The organism is Methanobrevibacter ruminantium M1 (assembly GCF_000024185.1).
Classification (GTDB): domain Archaea; phylum Methanobacteriota; class Methanobacteria; order Methanobacteriales; family Methanobacteriaceae; genus Methanobrevibacter; species Methanobrevibacter ruminantium.
Genome location: NC_013790.1, coordinates 349,109 through 369,220 on the forward strand (window position 1 = coordinate 349,109; position 20,112 = coordinate 369,220).

General features: G+C 32.5%; 14 protein-coding genes and 16 tRNA genes. 6 read left to right on the forward strand and 24 right to left on the reverse strand.

From position 1 onward, the window contains the following. Window positions 1-192: 192 nt before the first annotated feature. The 3 genes from MRU_RS01115 to MRU_RS01125 form a co-directional block, all read right to left on the reverse strand. Window positions 193-3,495, reverse strand: coding sequence for an Ig-like domain-containing protein (locus MRU_RS01115; RefSeq protein WP_012955030.1), 3,303 nt, complete (start codon window positions 3,493-3,495; stop codon window positions 193-195). Between the two features lie 134 nt (window positions 3,496-3,629). Beyond that, the gene (locus MRU_RS01120) at window positions 3,630-4,721 is read right to left on the reverse strand and encodes a heparan-alpha-glucosaminide N-acetyltransferase domain-containing protein (protein WP_012955031.1); all 1,092 of its coding nucleotides are present in this window, start codon (window positions 4,719-4,721) and stop codon (window positions 3,630-3,632) included. Window positions 4,722-5,034: 313 nt separating this feature from the next. Continuing rightward, on the reverse strand, window positions 5,035-7,029 hold the full coding sequence (locus MRU_RS01125) for a phage holin family protein (protein WP_012955032.1): 1,995 nt from the start codon (window positions 7,027-7,029) through the stop codon (window positions 5,035-5,037). 582 nt (window positions 7,030-7,611) lie between these two features. Here MRU_RS01125 and MRU_RS01130 point away from each other — a divergent pair. Next, the gene (locus MRU_RS01130; protein WP_012955033.1) at window positions 7,612-8,325 is read left to right on the forward strand and encodes a DUF4013 domain-containing protein; all 714 of its coding nucleotides are present in this window, start codon (window positions 7,612-7,614) and stop codon (window positions 8,323-8,325) included. A 26-nt stretch (window positions 8,326-8,351) separates the two neighbouring features. Here the strand turns inward: MRU_RS01130 and MRU_RS12120 are convergent, their stop codons facing one another. Together MRU_RS12120 and MRU_RS01135 are read right to left on the reverse strand one after the other, a co-directional pair. Beyond that, complete coding sequence (locus tag MRU_RS12120; RefSeq protein ID WP_265101239.1) at window positions 8,352-8,483, reverse strand: hypothetical protein; 132 nt, start codon at window positions 8,481-8,483, stop codon at window positions 8,352-8,354. Between the two features lie 241 nt (window positions 8,484-8,724). Continuing rightward, entirely contained in the window at window positions 8,725-9,474 is a 750-nt protein-coding gene (locus MRU_RS01135; RefSeq protein WP_012955034.1) for a TatD family hydrolase, read from the reverse strand. 216 nt (window positions 9,475-9,690) lie between these two features. Between MRU_RS01135 and MRU_RS01140 the strand changes: the two genes are divergently transcribed. Next, window positions 9,691-10,407 (forward strand): tRNA threonylcarbamoyladenosine dehydratase, encoded by a 717-nt coding sequence (locus tag MRU_RS01140; RefSeq protein ID WP_012955035.1) that lies wholly within the window; start codon window positions 9,691-9,693, stop codon window positions 10,405-10,407. A 49-nt stretch (window positions 10,408-10,456) separates the two neighbouring features. Here the strand turns inward: MRU_RS01140 and MRU_RS01145 are convergent, their stop codons facing one another. From MRU_RS01145 to purB, 19 genes are all read right to left on the reverse strand, one after another. Then, window positions 10,457-10,915, reverse strand: coding sequence for a pyridoxamine 5'-phosphate oxidase family protein (locus tag MRU_RS01145; protein WP_227717043.1), 459 nt, complete (start codon window positions 10,913-10,915; stop codon window positions 10,457-10,459). A gap of 172 nt (window positions 10,916-11,087) precedes the next feature. Continuing rightward, a tRNA-Ser gene (locus MRU_RS01150) sits at window positions 11,088-11,172 on the reverse strand. 109 nt (window positions 11,173-11,281) lie between these two features. Next, window positions 11,282-11,366 (reverse strand) — tRNA-Ser (locus MRU_RS01155). Window positions 11,367-11,706: 340 nt separating this feature from the next. Further along, window positions 11,707-11,779, reverse strand: a tRNA-Ala gene (locus MRU_RS01160). Between the two features lie 24 nt (window positions 11,780-11,803). Further along, a tRNA-Gly gene (locus MRU_RS01165) sits at window positions 11,804-11,875 on the reverse strand. Between the two features lie 5 nt (window positions 11,876-11,880). Then, window positions 11,881-11,953: transfer RNA gene (locus MRU_RS01170), tRNA-Arg, on the reverse strand. Window positions 11,954-12,188: 235 nt separating this feature from the next. Next, window positions 12,189-12,261, reverse strand: a tRNA-Asp gene (locus tag MRU_RS01175). Window positions 12,262-12,274: 13 nt separating this feature from the next. Continuing rightward, window positions 12,275-12,348: transfer RNA gene (locus MRU_RS01180), tRNA-Ile, on the reverse strand. A gap of 56 nt (window positions 12,349-12,404) precedes the next feature. Next, a tRNA-Ser gene (locus MRU_RS01185) sits at window positions 12,405-12,488 on the reverse strand. A gap of 7 nt (window positions 12,489-12,495) precedes the next feature. After that, window positions 12,496-12,568: transfer RNA gene (locus MRU_RS01190), tRNA-Glu, on the reverse strand. 2 nt (window positions 12,569-12,570) lie between these two features. Beyond that, window positions 12,571-12,645: transfer RNA gene (locus tag MRU_RS01195), tRNA-Lys, on the reverse strand. Window positions 12,646-12,846: 201 nt separating this feature from the next. Continuing rightward, window positions 12,847-12,918: transfer RNA gene (locus MRU_RS01200), tRNA-Val, on the reverse strand. A 304-nt stretch (window positions 12,919-13,222) separates the two neighbouring features. Then, window positions 13,223-13,295 (reverse strand) — tRNA-Pro (locus tag MRU_RS01205). A 78-nt stretch (window positions 13,296-13,373) separates the two neighbouring features. Continuing rightward, window positions 13,374-13,444, reverse strand: a tRNA-Tyr gene (locus MRU_RS01210). 174 nt (window positions 13,445-13,618) lie between these two features. Continuing rightward, window positions 13,619-13,690: transfer RNA gene (locus MRU_RS01215), tRNA-Phe, on the reverse strand. A 369-nt stretch (window positions 13,691-14,059) separates the two neighbouring features. Further along, window positions 14,060-14,206, reverse strand: a complete 147-nt coding sequence (locus MRU_RS11840; RefSeq protein ID WP_171776154.1) for a hypothetical protein — start codon at window positions 14,204-14,206, stop codon at window positions 14,060-14,062. 66 nt (window positions 14,207-14,272) lie between these two features. Then, window positions 14,273-14,356: transfer RNA gene (locus MRU_RS01220), tRNA-Leu, on the reverse strand. Between the two features lie 251 nt (window positions 14,357-14,607). Continuing rightward, a tRNA-Leu gene (locus MRU_RS01225) sits at window positions 14,608-14,695 on the reverse strand. A 337-nt stretch (window positions 14,696-15,032) separates the two neighbouring features. After that, window positions 15,033-16,382 (reverse strand): adenylosuccinate lyase, encoded by a 1,350-nt coding sequence (purB, locus tag MRU_RS01230; protein ID WP_012955037.1) that lies wholly within the window; start codon window positions 16,380-16,382, stop codon window positions 15,033-15,035. Window positions 16,383-16,816: 434 nt separating this feature from the next. Here purB and MRU_RS01235 point away from each other — a divergent pair, with 434 nt between their 5' ends. The 4 genes from MRU_RS01235 to MRU_RS01250 all read left to right on the forward strand — a co-directional run bounded on the left by MRU_RS01235 (window position 16,817) and on the right by MRU_RS01250 (window position 20,088). Next, complete coding sequence (locus MRU_RS01235; protein WP_012955038.1) at window positions 16,817-17,623, forward strand: CPBP family intramembrane glutamic endopeptidase; 807 nt, start codon at window positions 16,817-16,819, stop codon at window positions 17,621-17,623. Between the two features lie 200 nt (window positions 17,624-17,823). Then, a complete protein-coding gene (locus MRU_RS01240; protein WP_012955039.1) occupies window positions 17,824-18,627 on the forward strand; it encodes a CPBP family intramembrane glutamic endopeptidase in 804 nt (267 codons plus the stop codon). A gap of 309 nt (window positions 18,628-18,936) precedes the next feature. Continuing rightward, window positions 18,937-19,179: a helix-turn-helix transcriptional regulator gene (locus MRU_RS01245; RefSeq protein WP_012955040.1), complete on the forward strand. Its 243-nt coding sequence runs from the start codon at window positions 18,937-18,939 to the stop codon at window positions 19,177-19,179. Between the two features lie 171 nt (window positions 19,180-19,350). Continuing rightward, window positions 19,351-20,088, forward strand: a complete 738-nt coding sequence (locus MRU_RS01250; RefSeq protein ID WP_048812345.1) for a DUF4013 domain-containing protein — start codon at window positions 19,351-19,353, stop codon at window positions 20,086-20,088. Window positions 20,089-20,112 lie beyond the last annotated feature (24 nt).

Below are 20,112 nucleotides of genomic sequence, written 5' to 3' on the forward strand. Positions count from 1 at the left end.
ATAATATGATTTTGACTTGATGATTATTTTTAAACACTAATAAATAATCTTAAATTATCATATAAAGCATTAATATTAGTGGAAATAAAACTGAATTTACTTGATGATTATCCTTGATGATAAATAAAATTTCATCATTTAAAAAAAGAAAAATAGAAGAGCAATAAGCAAATTGCTCTTTTAAAAAAGTTTTTATTTAAGTGTAAGTTTGGATTTTACGCTTGTTGCCTTATATGTTTCATCTCCGGCATACTTTGCAGTAAAGCTATAAGTTCCTTTTTTGGATAATGAAACATTGACTTTAGCAAGCCCTTTTGAATTTGTGCTTGCTGTATAAGTCTTACCGTTAACTGTGAAGCTTATCTTCTTGCCGCTTATTGGGTTTCCATTAGATGTCTTAAAGGTGGCAGTCAATTCTTTTGTCTTTGCGCTTGCCTTATAAGACTTATTAGGGGCACTTAGCTTAGGGCTATGAAGATTTACAGTGATTTTTGCCACTTCAAATGCTCCGAGATAGTCCTCATCTCCAAGGAATCCTATGGCGAATGTGTAGGTTCCCTTATATGCGAGGTTTATCTGCAGCTTTGCGCTTCCGTTTTCATCTGTGACTCTGTCATAGACTCTTCCATTGAAACCTATTTTTATTGGCTTGTTTGTTAGGGCTGTTCCATTTTGGTCTTTTAAGGTGACAACAAAGTATTCTCCAACTCTTCCGTCTGCACTTGCTACGGCAGTTGTTGTCATGTTCTTGCAGTCTATTATTGTAGATGCTCTGCTGGATATGTTTTCCTTATCGCTTTCTATTGTATATACCTTAAGACAGACTGTTCTATTCTTATCGGCATAATCGATCCAATTGCTGCCATCTGCACTTATCATAGACATATTAGGGATATAGTGTTGCCTTGAATATGCTTGGAAAGGAAGTGCATTGCTTTTGAATATTACTTTAAATGTGTCATTTGCCTTGATTGGAACATATTTGTCCAAAACGATTGTTCTGAATCCTGCAAACTCACTTGTTCCGTTTTGGGAGTGTGCCTTTTCTCCATTTACATATATGTCAAAGGAATAGTCGATTCCTGATTCGTTGAAATAGGTTCCAACAGCTCCAATCCACTCGTCGTACTTTGATACGAACTCATTGGAGTAATAGCTGTAGTTTTCATCAAATCCTGCAAGGCCTGTGATGTCTGTTTGATAGTTGACATGATAGTCGTTAGTGTTTTCAAAGATATAGGCTACACCTGCAGCTTGAGGAATGACTGGGTAGAAATCCTTGGATAATATTGAAAGGTCATAATAGGATAGGTAAACATAGCCATCTTCTCCTAATTTAGAATCTTCTGAATCTTTCATTAGCCAAGCTCCAGGTCCTGGAGGAATATTGGTCTCGTCTATGGCCATTTTGGTATTTACTTTTTCAGGAGGGCAATTGTCATCCCATCCGATTAAGGTAACGAAATGTCCTGGCTGCAGGTCCACTTCAGTGTAATTGGCAGTGTAATCATAAGGAGCATACATATATTGGATGGATACTGCACCATATTTCATTATTGCTTCCTTCATCAGATTCCTTGTATCGTTTCTTCCGCCGAAGATTATCATTGCATCCTGAACATGGATTCTCTTATCGGTTTCTGCAACGTCAGAGTACATTCCTCTTTCATCATATGGGTCATCTTCTGATGTGATGGCTCCATACCAGCTTAATGAATGGCCTAAACCACTGTAAGCATAACCTATGGCACTGTTTCTTCTATCCCCTTCGGAGAAATATTTTAATTGGAGATTTTGAATATTGTTTTCAGAAATATTATATAAGACTCCAGTCTGCTTTAAAAGAGCGCATTCCAATGCTCCGGCAGTTGCAAATGCCCAGCAGGCCACATTGTCTCCTTGGAATTTAAGAGGGCTAGCCCAACCCCAATCACGGCCGTCAAATTTTGAAGGCAATTTATCTACATTGATTGTATTGTTTGTCAGATTAAGTTTTATTCCCTTATTTTCAACAGAAACAATATAATTGGTATTATTCCATAGGAATAAATCTGTAGAAGTGTTATTTTCAAATTTGGAATTGCTTGCGAAGTTTGCATAGACTGCAACTCCTCCGTTATCAAATATGGAATTTCTTATCTCTGCATCTACGTCATTGGCGTATATGATGCTTTCTTTGCCTGAAGAGATATTATTCACCTTATTATCTGTAAAATTGGAATTATCAATTATTAATTTGCTATAATCAAAGTAGATTGCTCCTGCGTCCTTATCGGCGCTATTGTTTATGATATTGCAATCTTTAAGACTTAAATCTGCCCAGGAACTGTAGATTGCACCTCCTATCTTGGCATGGCAATTTATGATATTTAGATTGGAGAAGTCTAGGATTTCTCCTTGGCTTGCAATTGCTCCTCCAAAGTCGGATGAGGCATCTGTTATGTTGCAATTGTTAATATGGATAGTTTTTGCAAAGCCCTCAGAACTTGAATCCAGATTCAAGTAGATTGCACCTCCGTTATGAGTTGATGAGACATTGGAAAATTCACAATTCTCAAAAAGCATGTCTTCACCCGGAATATAGGGGCCATCTTTATTTGTTTTTGGGAAATACTTTGCAAAAATTGCTCCTGCAGTTATTTCGGCATTCAAGTTCTTGAATTTTGAATTTTTAATGACAAAGGTGTTTCCTTTGAAATTTATTGCTCCTCCATAGGGGGCAGTGAAATTTTCAAAGCTGCAGTTATCTATATACAATTCGAACCTATTGGCATAAATAGGGCTTCCAATCCCTTTTCCGTTGGAGAAATTTGAATTTGTAATTCTTAGCTCTGCAAAATTTGTGTATATGAGGTTAGTATTATTGTTTGAATCGAAATTACAGTTATTTATAGTTAATGCTCCATTGAAAACTGATATCATTCCCTCTGAATACAAAATGCCCAATTTATTGTGATTGTTAGTGAAATTGACATTATTTAAACTGATATTTCCTCCGTCTTCATTAACTATGGTGTAATCGTTGCAGTTAATGAAAGTTAAGTCATTGATGATTATATTTAGTGATTCCTTTAAAAATTCAAATCCTCCAGCTTTATTGGATCCATCAATGACATGGTTATTTCCGTTTATCACTAGATTGGTTTTATTTATGCTTATAAAGGTGTGGTTATCGCTTTCAGTGTATTTATAGTCGTTTTCTATATTGAACGTATCTTCGCAGTTTTTTATGTCATTATAGAGATCATTATAGGTCTTATCTTCAGATGCTTTTAGCAAATCATTTTCTTGATTATTTGCCTGCAAATTTTGGTTTAGATTTGTATCTGATTGATATGCTTCATTTAATTGCAAATCTTGATTTATATCTTGATTTGCATCATTTTGCAGATTTTGATTTATACTCATATCATTATCATTCGCTGAAACTGTTGAAATACTGAATAGGATACATATTATGAGTAAAAATACAAAATACTTTGATTTTAACTTCATTTTATACCTTCTTATTTAAATTTTGATAGTTGTTTTTTTATATCTAATTCTTATTCTTTTTAGATATTTTTAGGCATTGACTTTTTTTTCTTATCTGGATATTTTTGATTATTTGGCTATTTTTTAATTATTATTTATCCTTTAGTCCTTAACTTCCTATAAGCTAGTGCAGTGACTGTAGATATAATCAGCATACATATTGAAACTATTGTAGTTACCAAATCATCAAATACTAATCCTTTGGAGAAATAAGTGATTAAGATTATTGTTACAGGTATATAGAACCATTGTGCAATATAAATTTCATTAATATTGCGGCTTAGTGTTGAAAAGAACTTGGTAATTGAATCTGGCAGATAATCTGAAATCCAATAGCATAATCCGATGAATGCGTGGGCATTTATTATGCAGAATACTGCATCCAATGTGTTTAAAAAGTAATATAAGTGAACATCCTCTGAAAAGACTCCTCCCCAATAGCGTGAGGATATGAAGAAGTAAGCAAAAGCCACAATCAATAGGATCGGCCAGTATTTAAAGAATTCCCTTTTGTCCTTGGCTCTGATGAAATACTGTCCCCAGACGTATCCCGCAACTGGGAAGATAAACCAATTGAATAAAGGAAATGCGGTATGTCCGTTTTTAGCTCCAATGAAGTGACCGAAGAATGAGCATACTGCAGGGATTCCAAAGTCAATTCCTATTGTGAAACTGCCGATTAGAGACATTATAACTGCAATTATAATCATAGCTTTATTTGAAACTTCGAATTTCCTTAGGATTCCCATAAGGATAAATGCCAAACCTGCAAATGCCAAGATGTCAACACAAAAGATTATTAGTCCTCCAAATAGAGGGAAAGCCTCAGCATTAACGCCAAGGTATCCGGCAAGATAATGAGGTAAGAAGAACTCAAAGACATTTACCAAAAGGCCTAAGAGATATAGGATAATTCCTCTTTTAATCATCAAGTTCCATTGGCTGTGCCTTGAATATACCACACCGACTCCCATGCAGAACATGAAGACGACTGCAGCATAAGGCCTTCCTAAGACATTGCCGATTATATAAGTATAAGTTGGGCTTAAGCCGACATTATATGCTTCAACTATCATGACAGTATGTAAAAAAATCATAAATATGATTGCAAATGCCTTAGCGATATCCAGTTCGACTTGTCTTCCTGTATTAACTTTTTCATCTGAAAATAAACTTGAAATATTCATATTATTATTTTATTTTGGGATAGTATATATATTAATGGCTTTTAGAATTATTTTTTTATGCTTTTGCTATTAGAACAAATGATATATGTTTTTAAAATAGAATAAGTCAGTTAAGGAATTAATAGCGGAAATAAGTAAAATTAAGAATAGTTGACTAAGATAAGATTAAAATAAAAGTAAAGTTAAAAATAATTTATTAAGATAAGATTAAAATAAAAGTAAAGTTAAGAAAAAAAGAAAAATTAATTATGTTATCTAACATTCTAAGAATTATTGACATTCTAAGAATTATGTAAGAATAGTAAAAGAAGAATTATTCTTCTAGAGCAGTACTGTACTCTTTTTCTAGAGCAGTTTCATCATTACTGCACTCTTTTTCTAGGGCAGTTTCATCATTACTGTACTCTTTTTCTAGGGCAGTATTATCATTACTGTACTCTTTTAGTTTCTTTAAATTCTCTTTTAAGATTTTATAAATACTTTCAGCACCAACAATCTCTTCATCACTGACATTCCATCCTGACGGATATAAGATGAATGGTTTTGATTGGCTTCCTCCAACTCCTCCATGGCTTCCAACCAACTCTTCAAATGCACAGACCTCATCATTTTCACAGTCATAGAAGCTGTTTACCAATATATCCGGTGTGTATTTGAATGAGCTGTTTCTTTTAAGGTGTCTTGCAATGTTTTTGCCAAATCCTTCAAGAGGATTTCCTCCTATAATATCTCCAGTGTCTAAATTGTAAATGCCCTTTTTACCCATTGCAAGGTCTCCTTCATCTGATCTGATGACAATAAATCCTACATATTCATTTTCAACGATTCCAGGAATCAGTTCTGGGAAGAATTTATTTATCTCTTCTATGCTTAATCTATAGTCCCATTGGGTTAGATAGATCATTGCAAGATTTCCTGAGGCAAGGACAATAACTTCAGAGTCTCCTAACTCTTCTAGATCCTTTTCATCTATCAGATCATCGTTCTTTCTTGAAAAAGGAAGGAATGATTCGGCATAATGGTCTTCATTTGATGACATTTTTGCAAACATCTTCATCTCTTTTGGAAGCAGGGACTTTACATAATCCTCAAAGGATTGGCCGTATCTCTGCTTGAATGTTGCACCGTTTGTTTGGCCGTGGTCTGACTGAATGACAAACTCATATTTTCTAGGAGTGTACTTATTTGTATTTATTAAACGCTCTATCTGCTTGTTCATTCCTTTAAGGGCATACCAAGAGTCCTCATCGCGAACGCCAGAATGGTGAGCTATCTCATCATATCCTAAATAGGTTGAATATGCAACGTCAATGTCGCCGACCATCATGTCTCCAATCAATGTTGAGGTGTTGATTTCCCTCATGAAAACATTGGTTGCAGCTCTTGTTGGAATATAGGCTATGCCACGTTTGATTCTAGGCCTGATGTTCTTTACGCTGTGCTTTATTTGGGATATGATTTCCAAGGTCATGTCGTAAATAAACAGGCATACTATACGGGCAAAGTTGCTAGGATTTGAGAATACTGAAAACCATGCCTTGTTGTATAGTTTTCGGATGTTTAGGATTTTGCTGAATGTAAATATTACATTGTCTGTATCACCGGAGAAGAGATTGGATCTGCTGGCTCCATTATCTACAAGAAGCCCATTTCCATCTGAAATTCTCTCTTCCAATGTTGTTACTTGAGTCACTCCAGAGCATTGCATCATCTGATTGTTGTTTTTCTTTTCAATCCATCTGAATGCGGTGATGTCTTCATTATTTCCATGCAGTATCCCTGCCTGGCTTGCCCCTGTTTGTGAGGATAGGTCTGTCTCCCACATTCTTAGGGTATGTGTATTATCAATCATTGATTTGAGGGTAGGCATATATCCCTTATCAACCGCTTCCTTTAAGACGTCATATGCAAGACCGTCAATCTCAACGATTATGAGTCCCGGATAATCTTTCACTTCCCCTTTTCTTTTCTTTTCAGCATCCCTATAGACTGACCTGTAATAGGATCCTTCATCTTCAATGGTTAATATTGTAGATAGGGCTGTTGTAACAAAGGACATTGCTAGTGGAGCTAAAATTATTGCAGGGCCTTCCACATTTATGCCGAAAAGGGGTCCGCAGAAGTTTAATAATAGGCCATTTAGAATAAGTGTCCCTATTCCAAATGATAAAACGAGAAATGGCATTAGGATTCTGGTGAGTATAGGCCATAAGATTGCATTGATTAGACTTACAAATATGATGAATAGTGCAACATCATTGAAATTGGTTAATTTAACTCCTAATCCAAAAAAGCTAATTAAATACATTCCTATTATGTTTCCAAATAAATATTATTAGGCTTCTTTTAATTGTAATTTGAGGAGGCCTTTCATAATCTTGGATGCGTTTCATTTTATCCCCTATTAATCTTATTTTGCTTTTTAAAGAGTTTGCTATTAAGGCAATATCTTTTTTTTTTAAGAGTTAACTATTAAGGCATTTTTTTTAAGAGTTTACTATTAGACAATTTATTTTGCTTTTTAACTCTTATTGTCTTGAGGAAATTTCTTAAGTTTTTAACATTCCTTATACAATATTATATTTATTTTTAGATTAAAAAAATTTTTTGTAAATTTTTTTAGAATTCTTTAGGGATTTCTTTTAAACGAAAGTAAATTAATTTTTTTGGGATTATGGGGTAATGTGTTTTTTTGGGATTATGGGATTGTTCATTTTAGTATGGATGAGTATGGATGATTTGGAGCATCTGTACATAAAAATATTAAAAAATGAAGCAGATGTCTTATCAATTAGGATTATAATTTTGAAATAATACTTATCTTTATATATTATTAATAAAATATATATAAATGTTTTATTTAACTTAATTTAATTAAAGGTGAAACAAAATGGATATAAGTGAAATAATTGGAGATGCAATTGCATATCCTATACATAATATTAAAGCTTTAGTAATTTATATGATTATTGGAATCATTACTGGAATCTTAGGTGGCGCAAGTTTCATGGGCTTACTTATGAGCCTAACAGGCAAAAACGCTCTTGCTGCTGGAGGATTTGGTATCCTTGGAGTATTAGTTCTCCTCATTGGAGCATTATTAATTACAGGATATGGTTTGGATATTGTAAAATTTGGTATTGAAAGAAGAGATGACGGTCCTGGAATTGACTTAGTAAGACAAGTTTTAAATGCAGTTAAATTACTTATTGTCAGCATTGTTTACTACATTGTCCCTGCAATTATTGCTTGGGTATTGTTTACTCTCTTAGGTAGGGGTATATTAACTGTACTTATTGTTATGATAATTTCTATTATCTTCGCATTTGCTGAATTTATGGCAATATGCAGATTAGCTAAATATGATAGTTTAGGAGAAGCTTTAGCAATCGGTGAAGCTATTGGTGACATATCAAAAGTAGGTGTAATAAAACTTCTCGCAACTATTATTATAGTAGTTGTCATTGCAATGATCGTATGCTTTATCTTATTATACGTTTATAAATTAAATAGCCTCATTGGAGGAATTTTATTGGGTATATTTGCTGTATACCTAACATTCTTCGCCAATAGGGCAGCTGGTTTATTATACTCTGATGCATAAATAAACTAACTCTTTTTTCTTTTTTTTTATTTTATTTTTCTATTTTTTTTTATCATGATTTTATCTTTTAGGGATACTTTTTCTATTTTTTTATTTTTTTTTATCATGATTTTATCTTTTAGGGATACTTTTTCTATTTTTTTATTTTTTTTTATCATGATTTTATCTTTTAGGGATACTTTTTCTATTTTTTTATTTTTTTCTCATTATTTTATCTTTTAGGGATACTTTTTCTATTTTTTTTCTATTTGTTGATTATTTTAGGGTTATTTTATCTTTTAGGTGATGTTTTTTCTATTTTTTTCATAGGGTGCTTTTTTATAGTTATTTGTCTTTTTAGTAATACTTAATGCTTGATTTATTATTTTTGCTATGGGCTTTTTTAAACTAATTTTAAGACTATACTTTAAACAGTTTCTTTGCATTCTCTGTTGTTATTTCAATGATTTTCTCTTCTTTAATATCTAATTCTTCTGCTAATTCTTCTATAATGTATTTTAAGTTCAGTGGTGTATTATTCTCTCCCCTTTTATCTTCTGGTGGAAGATATGGTGAATCTGTTTCTATAAGTATATGGCTAATTCCTACTTGATTTACTGCTTTTCTTATTTTCTTGCTGTTTTTGTAGGTGATTGTCCCTCCTATTCCTATATAAAAGCCTAATTTAACAAATTCCCTTGCCATTTCTGCTGAACCTTGGTAAGAATGAAGGGATCCAACTGCATTGTGATTCTTTAGTATGTCATAGGTGTCTTGTGATGCCTTTCTAGAATGGACTATGACTGGTAGTTTATGCTTTTCAGCAAGATCTAACATCTTTTCAAAGAGTTCCTTCTGACTGTCCTTATTTTCTTTTGTATGGTAATAGTCAAGTCCTATTTCTCCAACAGCTATTATTTTGTCATTATTGAGTTGACTGTCCAATAGATCAATCTCTTCATCACTTATTTCATCTGCAAGAGTATAGAAATATCCTAAAGCTCCATAGACATTATCATATTTGCTTGAAAGTTCTAAAATCTCCTTATTGCTTTTGGGATCAGTGCCGTTTAATATGAGGCAGATGTCGTTTTTTTGAGCTTCTTTGATTATTTCCTTTGCATTTTCCATTTCGCTATTGTAGATATGGCAGTGTGTATCTATAATCATATGAATCCTCACTTAAATGATTATTCTTTTTTCAGATAGTCATTATTTATATTCATATATAGTTCTTTCAGATAGTCATTATTTATATTGATATATGGTTCTTTTTGCATTAAGTTTTTATTGTTTTAAGCCCAATAATTATATGATTGATTAAATTTAACTCTTTTTTAGTTATATTTATTTTTTATAATTTAATTTATTTTTTGGTGAGTGGAAATGGATGAAAAGTTTTCAAGAACAGAAATGTTAGTTGGAAATGAAGGAATGGAAAAATTAAGAAATGCAAAGGTTGTTATTTTTGGTCTTGGTGGTGTAGGTTCCTTTGTTTGCGAAGGACTTGCAAGAAGCGGTGTAGGTAACTTTGTCTTGGTGGATTATGACAAGGTGGATGAAACAAATATAAACAGACAAGTAATTGCCACAACAAAGACAATCGGCCAATGTAAGGTTGATATCATGAAGGAGAGGATTCTAGATATCAATCCAGATGCAAATGTTGAGATTTATAAGGAATTCTATTTGGAAGATTGTGAAATAGACATTATTACTAGTGATTTATCCTATGCCGTTGACTGCGTTGACACAATCATGGCAAAGATTGCAATTATCTGCAAGTCTAAAGAGCTTGGCGTTCCAGTTATATCATCAATGGGAACTGGAAACAAGTTGGATCCTACTATGTTTGAGGTTGCTGACATTTATGAGACTTCAGTATGTCCTCTTGCCAGAATTATGAAAAAAGACCTTAGAAAAAGAAATATAAAAGATTGTAAGGTGGTTTATTCTCAGGAGCTTCCAAAAAACACTAATGATTGTGATATAAATAAAAATAAGGGTAAGGTAAAGGTAAAAGGAAGCATCTCTTTTGTCCCATCTGTTGCAGGTTTAATAATTGCTGGTGAAGTAATAAAAGATATTGTCAATGCTAAATAAAATAAAATTTTTGGTCAAGGTTTTTTGGCCTTCGGCCAAAAAAGCTTGCTTATTTTTCCTTAACTACTTTCCCACTCATATGCTCTATGCTGATTTCATACAGTTCTGTTACATCCAAAAGCCTATCAATTTCATCTTTTGTTTCCTCTTCGCTTGGGAAGAACTTATTTCCTAAATAGGTGAGCTTTTCTATTTTTGTTTGCTTGTCATTGATTGTTTTCATTCTTCCAAAGACAATAACACTTTTGAATGTGTACCACCAACTATCTGACTTTGTTCCTTTATCCATTACACAAAAGGATACTTTATCGTGTTTTTTGATTGCATCTCTTTTGTGGCTGTCTTTTATTGTTCCATGGAAGTATATCTTTCCATCTACATAGACATGACTTAATGGAACTGCATAAGGATATTCATCATCTCCTAAAACTGCTAAGACTCCACGAGGTTCGTTAATTAGGATATCGATACATTCCTCTTTGGATAATTCTTGTTTTGCTCTTCTCATTTTTCTAAACATGTTTAAATATTGGTGGAAACTTATAAAAATACTTATTGTTGCTTTTTAAGTTTTTATTGTTGTTTTTTAAGTTTTTATTATTGTTTTTTAAGACTAGTTTAGATTTCTTTAAAAATAGTTGTTTTTTGAGCTTTTTAGATAAGTTTTAAAAAATAGTAAGCGCTATGAAGAGGATTTGAACCTCTGGTGCTCTCGCACATCCGCTCTCCAGGCGGACACCTTAAGCCTGACTCAGTCACCATAGCATTTAATTTAAAGTTTTAATTTTAATTTCAGTGTCAATTCAAATTTATAGTTTAGTTTTAATTTAAATTTTAATTTATATTTCAATTAATTCCTTTTAATGTTATTTAACGCCATGAAGAGGATTTGAACCTCTGGTACTTTCATACGTCCGCTCTCAAGGCGGATACCTTAAGCCTGACTCAGTCATCATGGCAATTTAATTTAAGGGGAAAAGATTAATCTTTTTATAAGATCAATCTTTTAAATTTATGGGAAAAGACTAATCTTATTTATCTAGTAAAAATAGTTTTAATCTTATATTTATGAAATAAGATCAATCTTTTTAATTTAAGAGGGAAATATTAAACCTTTAAGCTTTTTTAACTTAAAGATTTAAATGAAGATAGAAAGATTCGAACTCTCATCTCTTGGTCTGGAGCCAAGCATTCTTGCCGTTAAACTATATCTTCTTTTTTTAAAGCTCTAGCTGGGACTTGAACCCAGAATTCACCTTTAGAAGAGGTGTTTGTTTCCAATTACAACACTAAAGCAGATGGACCAGTTGGGAGTCGAACCCAAAGTCTTCTCCTCGCAAGGGAGACGTCATACCAATTAGACCACAGGCCCAGTATTTTTTTTTATATATGAAAGTGCTTTAGCTGGGATTCGAACCCAGATTTCACCCTTGGAAGGGGCGGGTGTTGCCAATTACAGTACTAAAGCAGAAATAGACCTAATGGGATTTGAACCCACAATCTTCTAGTCCGTAGCTAGATGCTTTTTCCGTTAAGCTATAGATCCATAATTTTTTAAGAGATAATGTCCGGAATTGCACCGAAATAAACTGCTTTGCAAACAGCCACCTTTCTAGTCGGTCACATTACCATAGGGACACATAAGGGATTTGAACCCTTTCCACAAGCTCCACAGACTTGTATGCTAGCCATTAACACCAATGCATCCATAAGAAAGATAATGAAGATAATAATGGAATAATTCATTGATTATCTGATTCAACGTTTTTATTTTATTTTAACGCCTCCGCCGGGATTCGAACCCGGGTACCACGGCTGACCACCATGGATACTAGGCCACTATACTACAGAGACATGATTTTTGAAATTGGTCTGAAGGGATTTGAACCCTCGATCACTTGCATATCAGACAAGCGCCTTACCATGCTTGGCCACAGACCAAATTGATAAATTTTATAGGGCAGAATTATTTATCACTCAAATTGTTGTTTTTCTAACGGCGTGGATGGGATTTGAACCCATGAGCGTTTTATCGCAGAGGATTAGCAGCCCTCCGCCCTACCGAGCTAGGCCACCACGCCAGTTTAGTGCTTCTACCGGGATTTGAACCCGGATTATCGGATCGAAAGTCCGATGGGTTTGCCGATTACCCCATAGAAGCAGTGAGCCTGAAGGGATTTGAACCCCTGATCTTCCGGTTAAAAGCCGGACGCCTTGATCAGACTTAGCCACAGGCCCCTATCAATTTACTAAAGGGTTGGAGCTATTACCTCCAACCCTGCACAAGGTGACAAATATTGCATATTTTATTAAGATTAATATCTTAAGCGGTTCTAAGAAGATTCGAACTCCTATCTGCCGGTTAACAGCCAGTTGTTTTACCTGTTAAACTATAGAACCGATTTAAGCTTAAATCACTGCATTAATAATTTAAAAGAGTGGGGCTAAAGGGAATCGAACCCATAACCTTTTGGATGTCAGCCAAACGCTCTGCCATTGAGCTATAGCTCCATAAGATTAATTTAATTAATCTTCATATAGTTGAGAAGCTTTTTAAATTATTTCGACCTGCTTGTAATTTAAGCTGTAACTTATGAAATTTTCCTTAAAATTTATTTACTTTCTATTTCTTTTATTACCGAAATTGGCTAAAATTTATTTCATTAGTTTAAATTCATTTTAAGGAGTTAAACTTATATTTTTTTTTTTAAATTTATGAAGAAATCCATCTTCATATAGTTCTATCCCGTCTCGAACGGGAATCTCCGGGTCCAAAGCCCGGAATGATTGCCAGTTACACCATAGAACTAATTGATGGGATAGCCAAGATTTGAACTTGAGTTTGTCGCTCCCAAAGCGACGGTGCTAGACCACTACACTACAATCCCATAATTTTAATATATTTTTGATTCTTTCTGGATTTTTTTTAAAAAACACATTCCTGAATTTGTCAAGAAGATGTTAAGTCTCCGCGGAGGGATTCGAACCCCCATAAACGGTTCTACAGACCGCCGCATAACCACTTTGCTACACAGAGAGTTAAAGGAATATATTCTCATGGAGTTGTAATTATGGTTGAGATCTTTATTAGTACATAGGAGGAAAAACATTAAATTTGAGATATTAAAGAGAATATATTCCTAATTGATTAAATATAGTTTAAAACTAATTAATGGGTTCAGTAAATTTTTTTAGTTTAAACTTATTTAAATGGGACATGCTGGATTTGAACCAGCGATGAACAGATCTTCAGACTGTCGCTTTCCCGCTTAGCTAATGCCCCAAAAATCTAATTAGTAGTGATAAATTAAGTTAAAGGCTAATTAAGTTATAGGTGTGTGTTATGAATATTTGTGAATTAATTGCATTAACTGAATTTTAAATGATTTTTTAGATGATTGCGTCTCTAAAATCAATCGATTTATCAAAATATAAATTAATGGAGTTGACTTTGCTAATTTTAATGATTAAAATCATTGATTTTAGATTTCAAAATCCTGAAACTTAAAAATCCTTTAACTTAATTGTAAAAATACGTTTTATTAGAACTGTTTTAGGAATTATTTTTCCCAAATAAACTATAACTGTGTGGTGAATGGTTGGTATATATGGTTTGGTGTTGGTGTTTGTTTTTTGGGTATAGAATTTTCTTTTATGATCCCAACACAAACCTGTCTACCACATCTTCACCAATAGGGCAATTATAGCTGCAGGCACTATCTTGTGACTGTCTGCTGCTATAATCTCCTTCAATAGAAGATTTGGGATTAATAAAATTATTATTACTATGAATTTTCATTTTATCACGTTTTCTTTGTTTTTTCGTTGTTTTGTTTTTTCCATGAAGATAATTTTTATCTTCCAGTAGCCGAGACGGGATTTGAACCCATGAGGAGACTAACTCCCTGGATCTTAAGTCCAGTGCCTTACCAAGCTTAGCTACTCGGCTATTTACTTTTGATAATTTTTCTCATCATCAATTAAACTTTTGTTTTGTGTATATATAAGTTGAATAAAGTTTTTGCTTTACTTGGGCCTTTCCTTTTGATAAGATCTTTTTACAATCTTTTAGAAATTCCTTTTCGGATATTTCCTATTCTATTGTCTGTTTTGGTTTATATATAAATTGAATAAAGTTTTTGCTTTATTGAAAGTTATTATTTGAAAATAATTTCTTTCAAGAAGATTTTTAAATCTTCATAGCTGCGATGGGATTTGAACCCATGATGAGACTAACTCCACGAATCCTAAGTCCGCTGCCTTAGACCTGACTTGGCACTACACAGCTATTTCATCTTGATGAATTTTCATCATCAAATAAACTTTTATTTTGTGGATATATAAATCGAATAAAGGAAATTCTTTAGTGAAGAAAATTAGTTTTTAAATCAATCATTGATTGAATAATAAAATAGTTTGATAGGATAAATAAGTTAAAATAAGTTAAAAAGGGTTATAAATAAGTTAAAAAAGGTTATAAATAAGTTAAAAAAGGTTATAAATAAGTTAAAATAAGTAAAATTAATAAGTTAAAATTAGAACTAATAAAATATAAATAAAGTTAAGAGTAATTGCTCTTAACCCTAAATAAAAATTTTGATCAAACTTTTTTTAAAAGTTTGAAGCTAGAACCAGTCTTTAGAAGCTTCTAGAATCTCATCTACTATGATTGGTGCAGAACCAATATAAGTGTGAGGGTCCATGATTCTTTCAACGTCCTCTTTGCTTAGGAATTGACTTGCATCAGGGTCTTCAAGGATAAGGTCTGCAAGGAGAAGCTTTTCCTTATTTGCTTTTATCGCATTCTTTCTAGCGACCCCATAAGCTGTTTGCTTACCCATTCCAGCTCTTGTAAGCTCTGCCATTAATCTTTCAGCCATGATGAGCCCATTTGTGAAATTAAGGTTTCTTTCAATGTTTTCATCATAGAAGATAAGATTGTTCATAAGCTTGATTGTAAGGTTTAAGATGTAATCTGTAAGAATGCAAGCTTCAGGGAACATGATTCTTTCACAGGAAGAGTTTGTAAGGTCTCTTTCGTGCCAGAGAGGGTTGTTTTCCATAGCTGCATTTACATATGATTTTACTATTCTAGCAACACCACAGATTCTTTCTGCTGTAATTGGGTTCATCTTATGTGGCATTGTACTACTTCCAACTTGCTTTTCAGGGTCGAAATATTCTCCTAACTCTTGAATTTCAGTTCTTTGTAGGTTTCTAACTTCAAGAGCTATTTTGCTAAGGGTTGTTGCAATGTTTGCAAGGGTAGCTATGAACTCTACATGATTATCCCTTTGAAGGACTTGGTTTGTAATTGGGGCTGGCTTAAGGCCAAGAATTTCAGATACCTTCTTATGAACTTCCCATCCTTGGGTTCCAAGAGCTGCAGTGGTTCCCACAGCACCATCCATCATTCCAAGACATACATTGTCCTTTGCATGCTGCAACCTGTCATATTGCCTGTGCAATTCATCGGCCCAGATTGCAAATTTCATGCCGTAGGTGGTTGGAAGTGCATGCTGTCCGTGTGTACGGCCTATGCATACCTTTGTTTTGTTTTCATCTGCTAATTTAAGAATTATCTTGGTTAATCTTTCGATTTTTTCTTCTAAAACTTCAATGGAGTCTTTTAAAAGCAATGAGTTAGAGCTGTCTACAATATCGTTAGAGGTTGCTCCAAAGTGAACGTATTCTCCAGCCTCACCTTCACATACTTCGCTTAATCCTTTTGATAGGGAAGCGATATCGTGTTTGGTTTCAGCTTCAATTTCACTTACGCGCTCTAAGGTTACATATTCAATGCTTGCTTTTGCTTTGATTTCATCTGCATATTCCTTTGGAATTATTCCAAGCTCACCTTCAGCTTGAGCCAATGCAGATTCAATATCTAACATTCTTTGCTGTTTGTTTTCCTGCTCCCAGATTCTTTTCATTTCTGGAGTTCCGTATCTAAATTCAATTGGATGTATTGCCATTTAAACTCTCCTATCCTTTCGTTAATAGAATAAATATTAATTTTTGCTTTATAGTTTATAGTTAAGCATATTATATTTCTAAATTATTTTAAGGCCTTTTTAAATCACGATTATAACGTTTAGGCCTTGATTTGGATTTAAATTATTATAAAAAATAAATAAAATTATAATAAAAAAATATATTTAGAATATACATTCTTATTTTTGAATTTTAGATTAAATATATTTTATCAATTTTATAATCTTTGATGATAAAAATTTCAACATTTGATTTTGTTTTATAAAAATTTATAAATAATTAAATTAAATTATTATTATTAATTTAACTAAAGAAAATTATTTTATATAGAAAATATTATTAAACTAAAATTTATTTTCTAATTGAATAATCATTATTAAACTAAAAACTTATAATATTTTTAAAGGGGATGAATATGGATTTCAGCGTAAAGGATTTTAATGTACGGCTCCGGACAATACGTATTTGGGAAGTAGTCATAGCTCTTGTTGTAGCATTCTTTTTAACCGGATTTACATGCGATTATTTTGGAATCTACTCTGGAGAGGCAGAGTATATCATATTCTTCTTGTATATGATGGTCTTCTTTGCAATAGCCTCCATCGGGACACATGGGTTTAAAGATGACATATACGGTGTATTCAAGGCCTCCAATCTGTTTAAGGTCATTATGATAGTCATACCAAATATGCTCTTGGCTTTCTTTATACAGCAGCATCTTGCTGGTTTTGATGCTATGTTTAATAATATCAATTTATTAGCTCTTCCAGTTTCAGATTTGGCTTATGAGGCTTCAAATCCTCTCTTGTTCCTTTTTGAATTCTTTTCAGCAATCTTCATTGCGCCTATTTCAGAGGAGCTCTTCTTTAGAGGAATCTTATTCAATAGGCTTAAGATAAGAAAAGGAGTTATATTTGGAGTGGTGGTATCTTCAATCATCTTTGGATTATGCCATTTCAATTATCCAGACCATTTGGCTCATATAATTTACACTTGCCTATTTGGAATGTGCTTATGCATTCTCTATTTGAGAACAGACAATCTATTGATAAACATGTTTGCACACTTCCTCTATAATCTATTGTCTTATGTGATAGTATACACTCCAATAGGGGATCTCTTCTTAGGAGGTCCGTTTATGGATTTCACTGTCATAGTCTTGTTGTTTTCAATAGTATTTGTTCCGGCGTATATATTTTATTTCTCTATAAAGCTGAAATGAAGGTTTATTTTTGGATAAGCGAAAATTAAATAAATTTAAATAATTTAATAAATTAATTAATTATATTCTAAAAAATTGTTTATAGTAAAAACTTAATTTATAATTATATTCTATAAAAATTGTTCATTTAGTAAAAATTTCATTTATATTATTTCTATAAATTATTTTTATAAAATTAATTAGCAAATAGGAGGAAAAGTATGGATTTTAATGTAACAGACTTCAATGTTAGATTAAGAACAATTAAGCTTAGGGAATTATTAGTAGGTATTGTCATTGCTTTTATTTTATCCATAGCCCTCTTAATCATATTTCCAGTTATGGATAGTTATGATGATTTGGCTTTGATGGTTTTTGTATTCTTCTTATTCATTTTCTTCCTTTATGCTTTAAAAGGTACCTCTGGTCTAAAACAGGATTTCAATAAACTATTTGAAAGGGACAACAGTCGTGAAATTCTTTATGTGCTCATTATCAATATGTTGTTTGCTTTTTTAGTCTTGGCTATATTTTCCACTTTCGATGCATACCTTACTTTAGCTGATTCGGAGTGGGTTTCTATCCTTGATTTTACTCCTACTGCTATTGATCCTGCAGTTTTTCTATTTGAATCTTTCACTTCCATTATAATCGCTCCAATTCTTGAAGAATTGGTCTTTAGGGGAGTTTTATTCAATAGGTTAAAGATTAGAACAGGCATTCTTCCGGCTATGTTAATCTCTTCATTCCTATTTGCAATAGGTCATGAATTCGGCGGAATGACAAGTGCATTTGTATTTGGAATGTGTATGTGTGTTCTTTATCTTAAAACAGATAATATATTAATGGGCATGTCTGTTCATTTCCTGAACAATCTTATATTTACAGTATGGGACTTATTTGCATTGGATGCAATTGTTTTCCAAATGCCTGTATTGCCATTGACTTTACTCATTTCCATTATTTCTGGATTATTAATAATTCTTTATTTATATAAGGAGATTGGTAAATTACTGGCTGAATAGTGCTTTAATTAATTTAAACACTATTTTTACTTTTTTACTTTTTTTACTCTTTTTTTCTTTAGTTTTACTATTTTTTTTCTTAGTTTTACTATTTTTATATTTTTCATTAAAATTTTATTTTGATTAAACATTTTTGATATTTCACCAAAAATTTCTAATTTTAATTCCAAATTTTTCCATATTTTACAAAATTGTCGAAAGATTTATATATGATGTAATATAATTTTAACATGTGGAATATATTTTTAACAAATGTAATATATTTTTACATTTTCCATATTTTTTATCCAAATTGTTTAAAGTGATCATATGAAAACAATAATACGATATCTAAGGCAGGAGGTTAAGATGAGTCAGCAGGATTTAGCAAAATCTGCTGGAGTAACTCGTCAAACGATTAATGCTTTAGAAAATGGACGATATAATCCCTCTTTACTTTTAGCATATAATATAACAAGGATTCTAAATAAAGCCACTTATGGTGACGATGTAGATTCCTATCTAAGTATTGAGGACGTATTTAAATTTGATGATGATGAAATTTCAGTTTAAATTTGACTTTTAAATTTGAATAATGATTTTGAATTTCTGTTTAGCTTTGATTAAAATTTTAAATTTGAATAATGATTATTGATTTAATTTAAACTTGACTAGTCATTGTCAAATTTGATTATAATTTTTTAAAAAATCTTAATTTTTATATAATTTATTTAGGGGATGATTTTGTTGATATTAGACATATATAAAGATTCTTTAGAATATTCGGCTAAGGATTTAAAAACTTTATTGATTATTGGAGTATGTTATTTCTTAAGTTTCCTTTTCCTTCCAATGTTCTTGATTTACGGCTATTCCTACAGGGTTACAAAGGTCTCTGTAGAAGGGATGATTAACGGTAACGATCCATTGCCAGAATTTGATGATGTGATTGGCATGTTTGTTGACGGCATAAAGGTTTGCCTGGTCTATCTGGGATATGCGCTGGTTCCAATAATAATATTCATGGTCTTTGCTTTAGTCTCCAGCGCTATTGGAGGATATGGCGAATCTGTATTGATGGCATTTGGCTCTATTATTACTCTTCTAGCCATAATCGGCGCTTATGTGATGAGCATGTTTGGAGTTGCAAACATGGCTAATTACGACGGCGCATTGGCAAAGGCATTTGACATTAAGGAGATTATTGAAATCATACAGTCCGTCGGCGTTGTAAGAAGCGTAGGGGCATATATTGGATTGGCTATTATTTGCACTGCAATCTTTATGATTGTTGGACTATTGCTCTTCTTTGTATTCGGATTCTTTGGAATAATCACTGGAACCTTAGGGTCCTATACTGCAGCAGGAGGCATATTCATTGCAGGAATTATCTTAGGTTACTTCTTAATGCTATTCATTGTAAGTCCTTATATTTTGATTATGCAATCAAGAGTTGCTGGATTATTATATAACCTTCATTAAATCTAATTTTAGTTATTTTGGTGA

Coding starts and splice junctions, on each gene's coding strand:
- MRU_RS01115 (WP_012955030.1), bottom strand. CDS start 3,495: ATGAAGTTAAAATCAAAGTATTTTGTATTTTTACTCATAATATGTATC.
- MRU_RS01120 (WP_012955031.1), bottom strand. CDS start 4,721: ATGAATATTTCAAGTTTATTTTCAGATGAAAAAGTTAATACAGGAAGA.
- MRU_RS01125 (WP_012955032.1), bottom strand. CDS start 7,029: ATGTATTTAATTAGCTTTTTTGGATTAGGAGTTAAATTAACCAATTTC.
- MRU_RS01130 (WP_012955033.1), top strand. CDS start 7,612: ATGGATATAAGTGAAATAATTGGAGATGCAATTGCATATCCTATACAT.
- MRU_RS12120 (WP_265101239.1), bottom strand. CDS start 8,483: ATGATAAAAAAAAATAAAAAAATAGAAAAAGTATCCCTAAAAGATAAA.
- MRU_RS01135 (WP_012955034.1), bottom strand. CDS start 9,474: ATGATTATAGATACACACTGCCATATCTACAATAGCGAAATGGAAAAT.
- MRU_RS01140 (WP_012955035.1), top strand. CDS start 9,691: ATGGATGAAAAGTTTTCAAGAACAGAAATGTTAGTTGGAAATGAAGGA.
- MRU_RS01145 (WP_227717043.1), bottom strand. CDS start 10,915: ATGAGAAGAGCAAAACAAGAATTATCCAAAGAGGAATGTATCGATATC.
- MRU_RS11840 (WP_171776154.1), bottom strand. CDS start 14,206: ATGAAAATTCATAGTAATAATAATTTTATTAATCCCAAATCTTCTATT.
- purB (WP_012955037.1), bottom strand. CDS start 16,382: ATGGCAATACATCCAATTGAATTTAGATACGGAACTCCAGAAATGAAA.
- MRU_RS01235 (WP_012955038.1), top strand. CDS start 16,817: ATGGATTTCAGCGTAAAGGATTTTAATGTACGGCTCCGGACAATACGT.
- MRU_RS01240 (WP_012955039.1), top strand. CDS start 17,824: ATGGATTTTAATGTAACAGACTTCAATGTTAGATTAAGAACAATTAAG.
- MRU_RS01245 (WP_012955040.1), top strand. CDS start 18,937: ATGAAAACAATAATACGATATCTAAGGCAGGAGGTTAAGATGAGTCAG.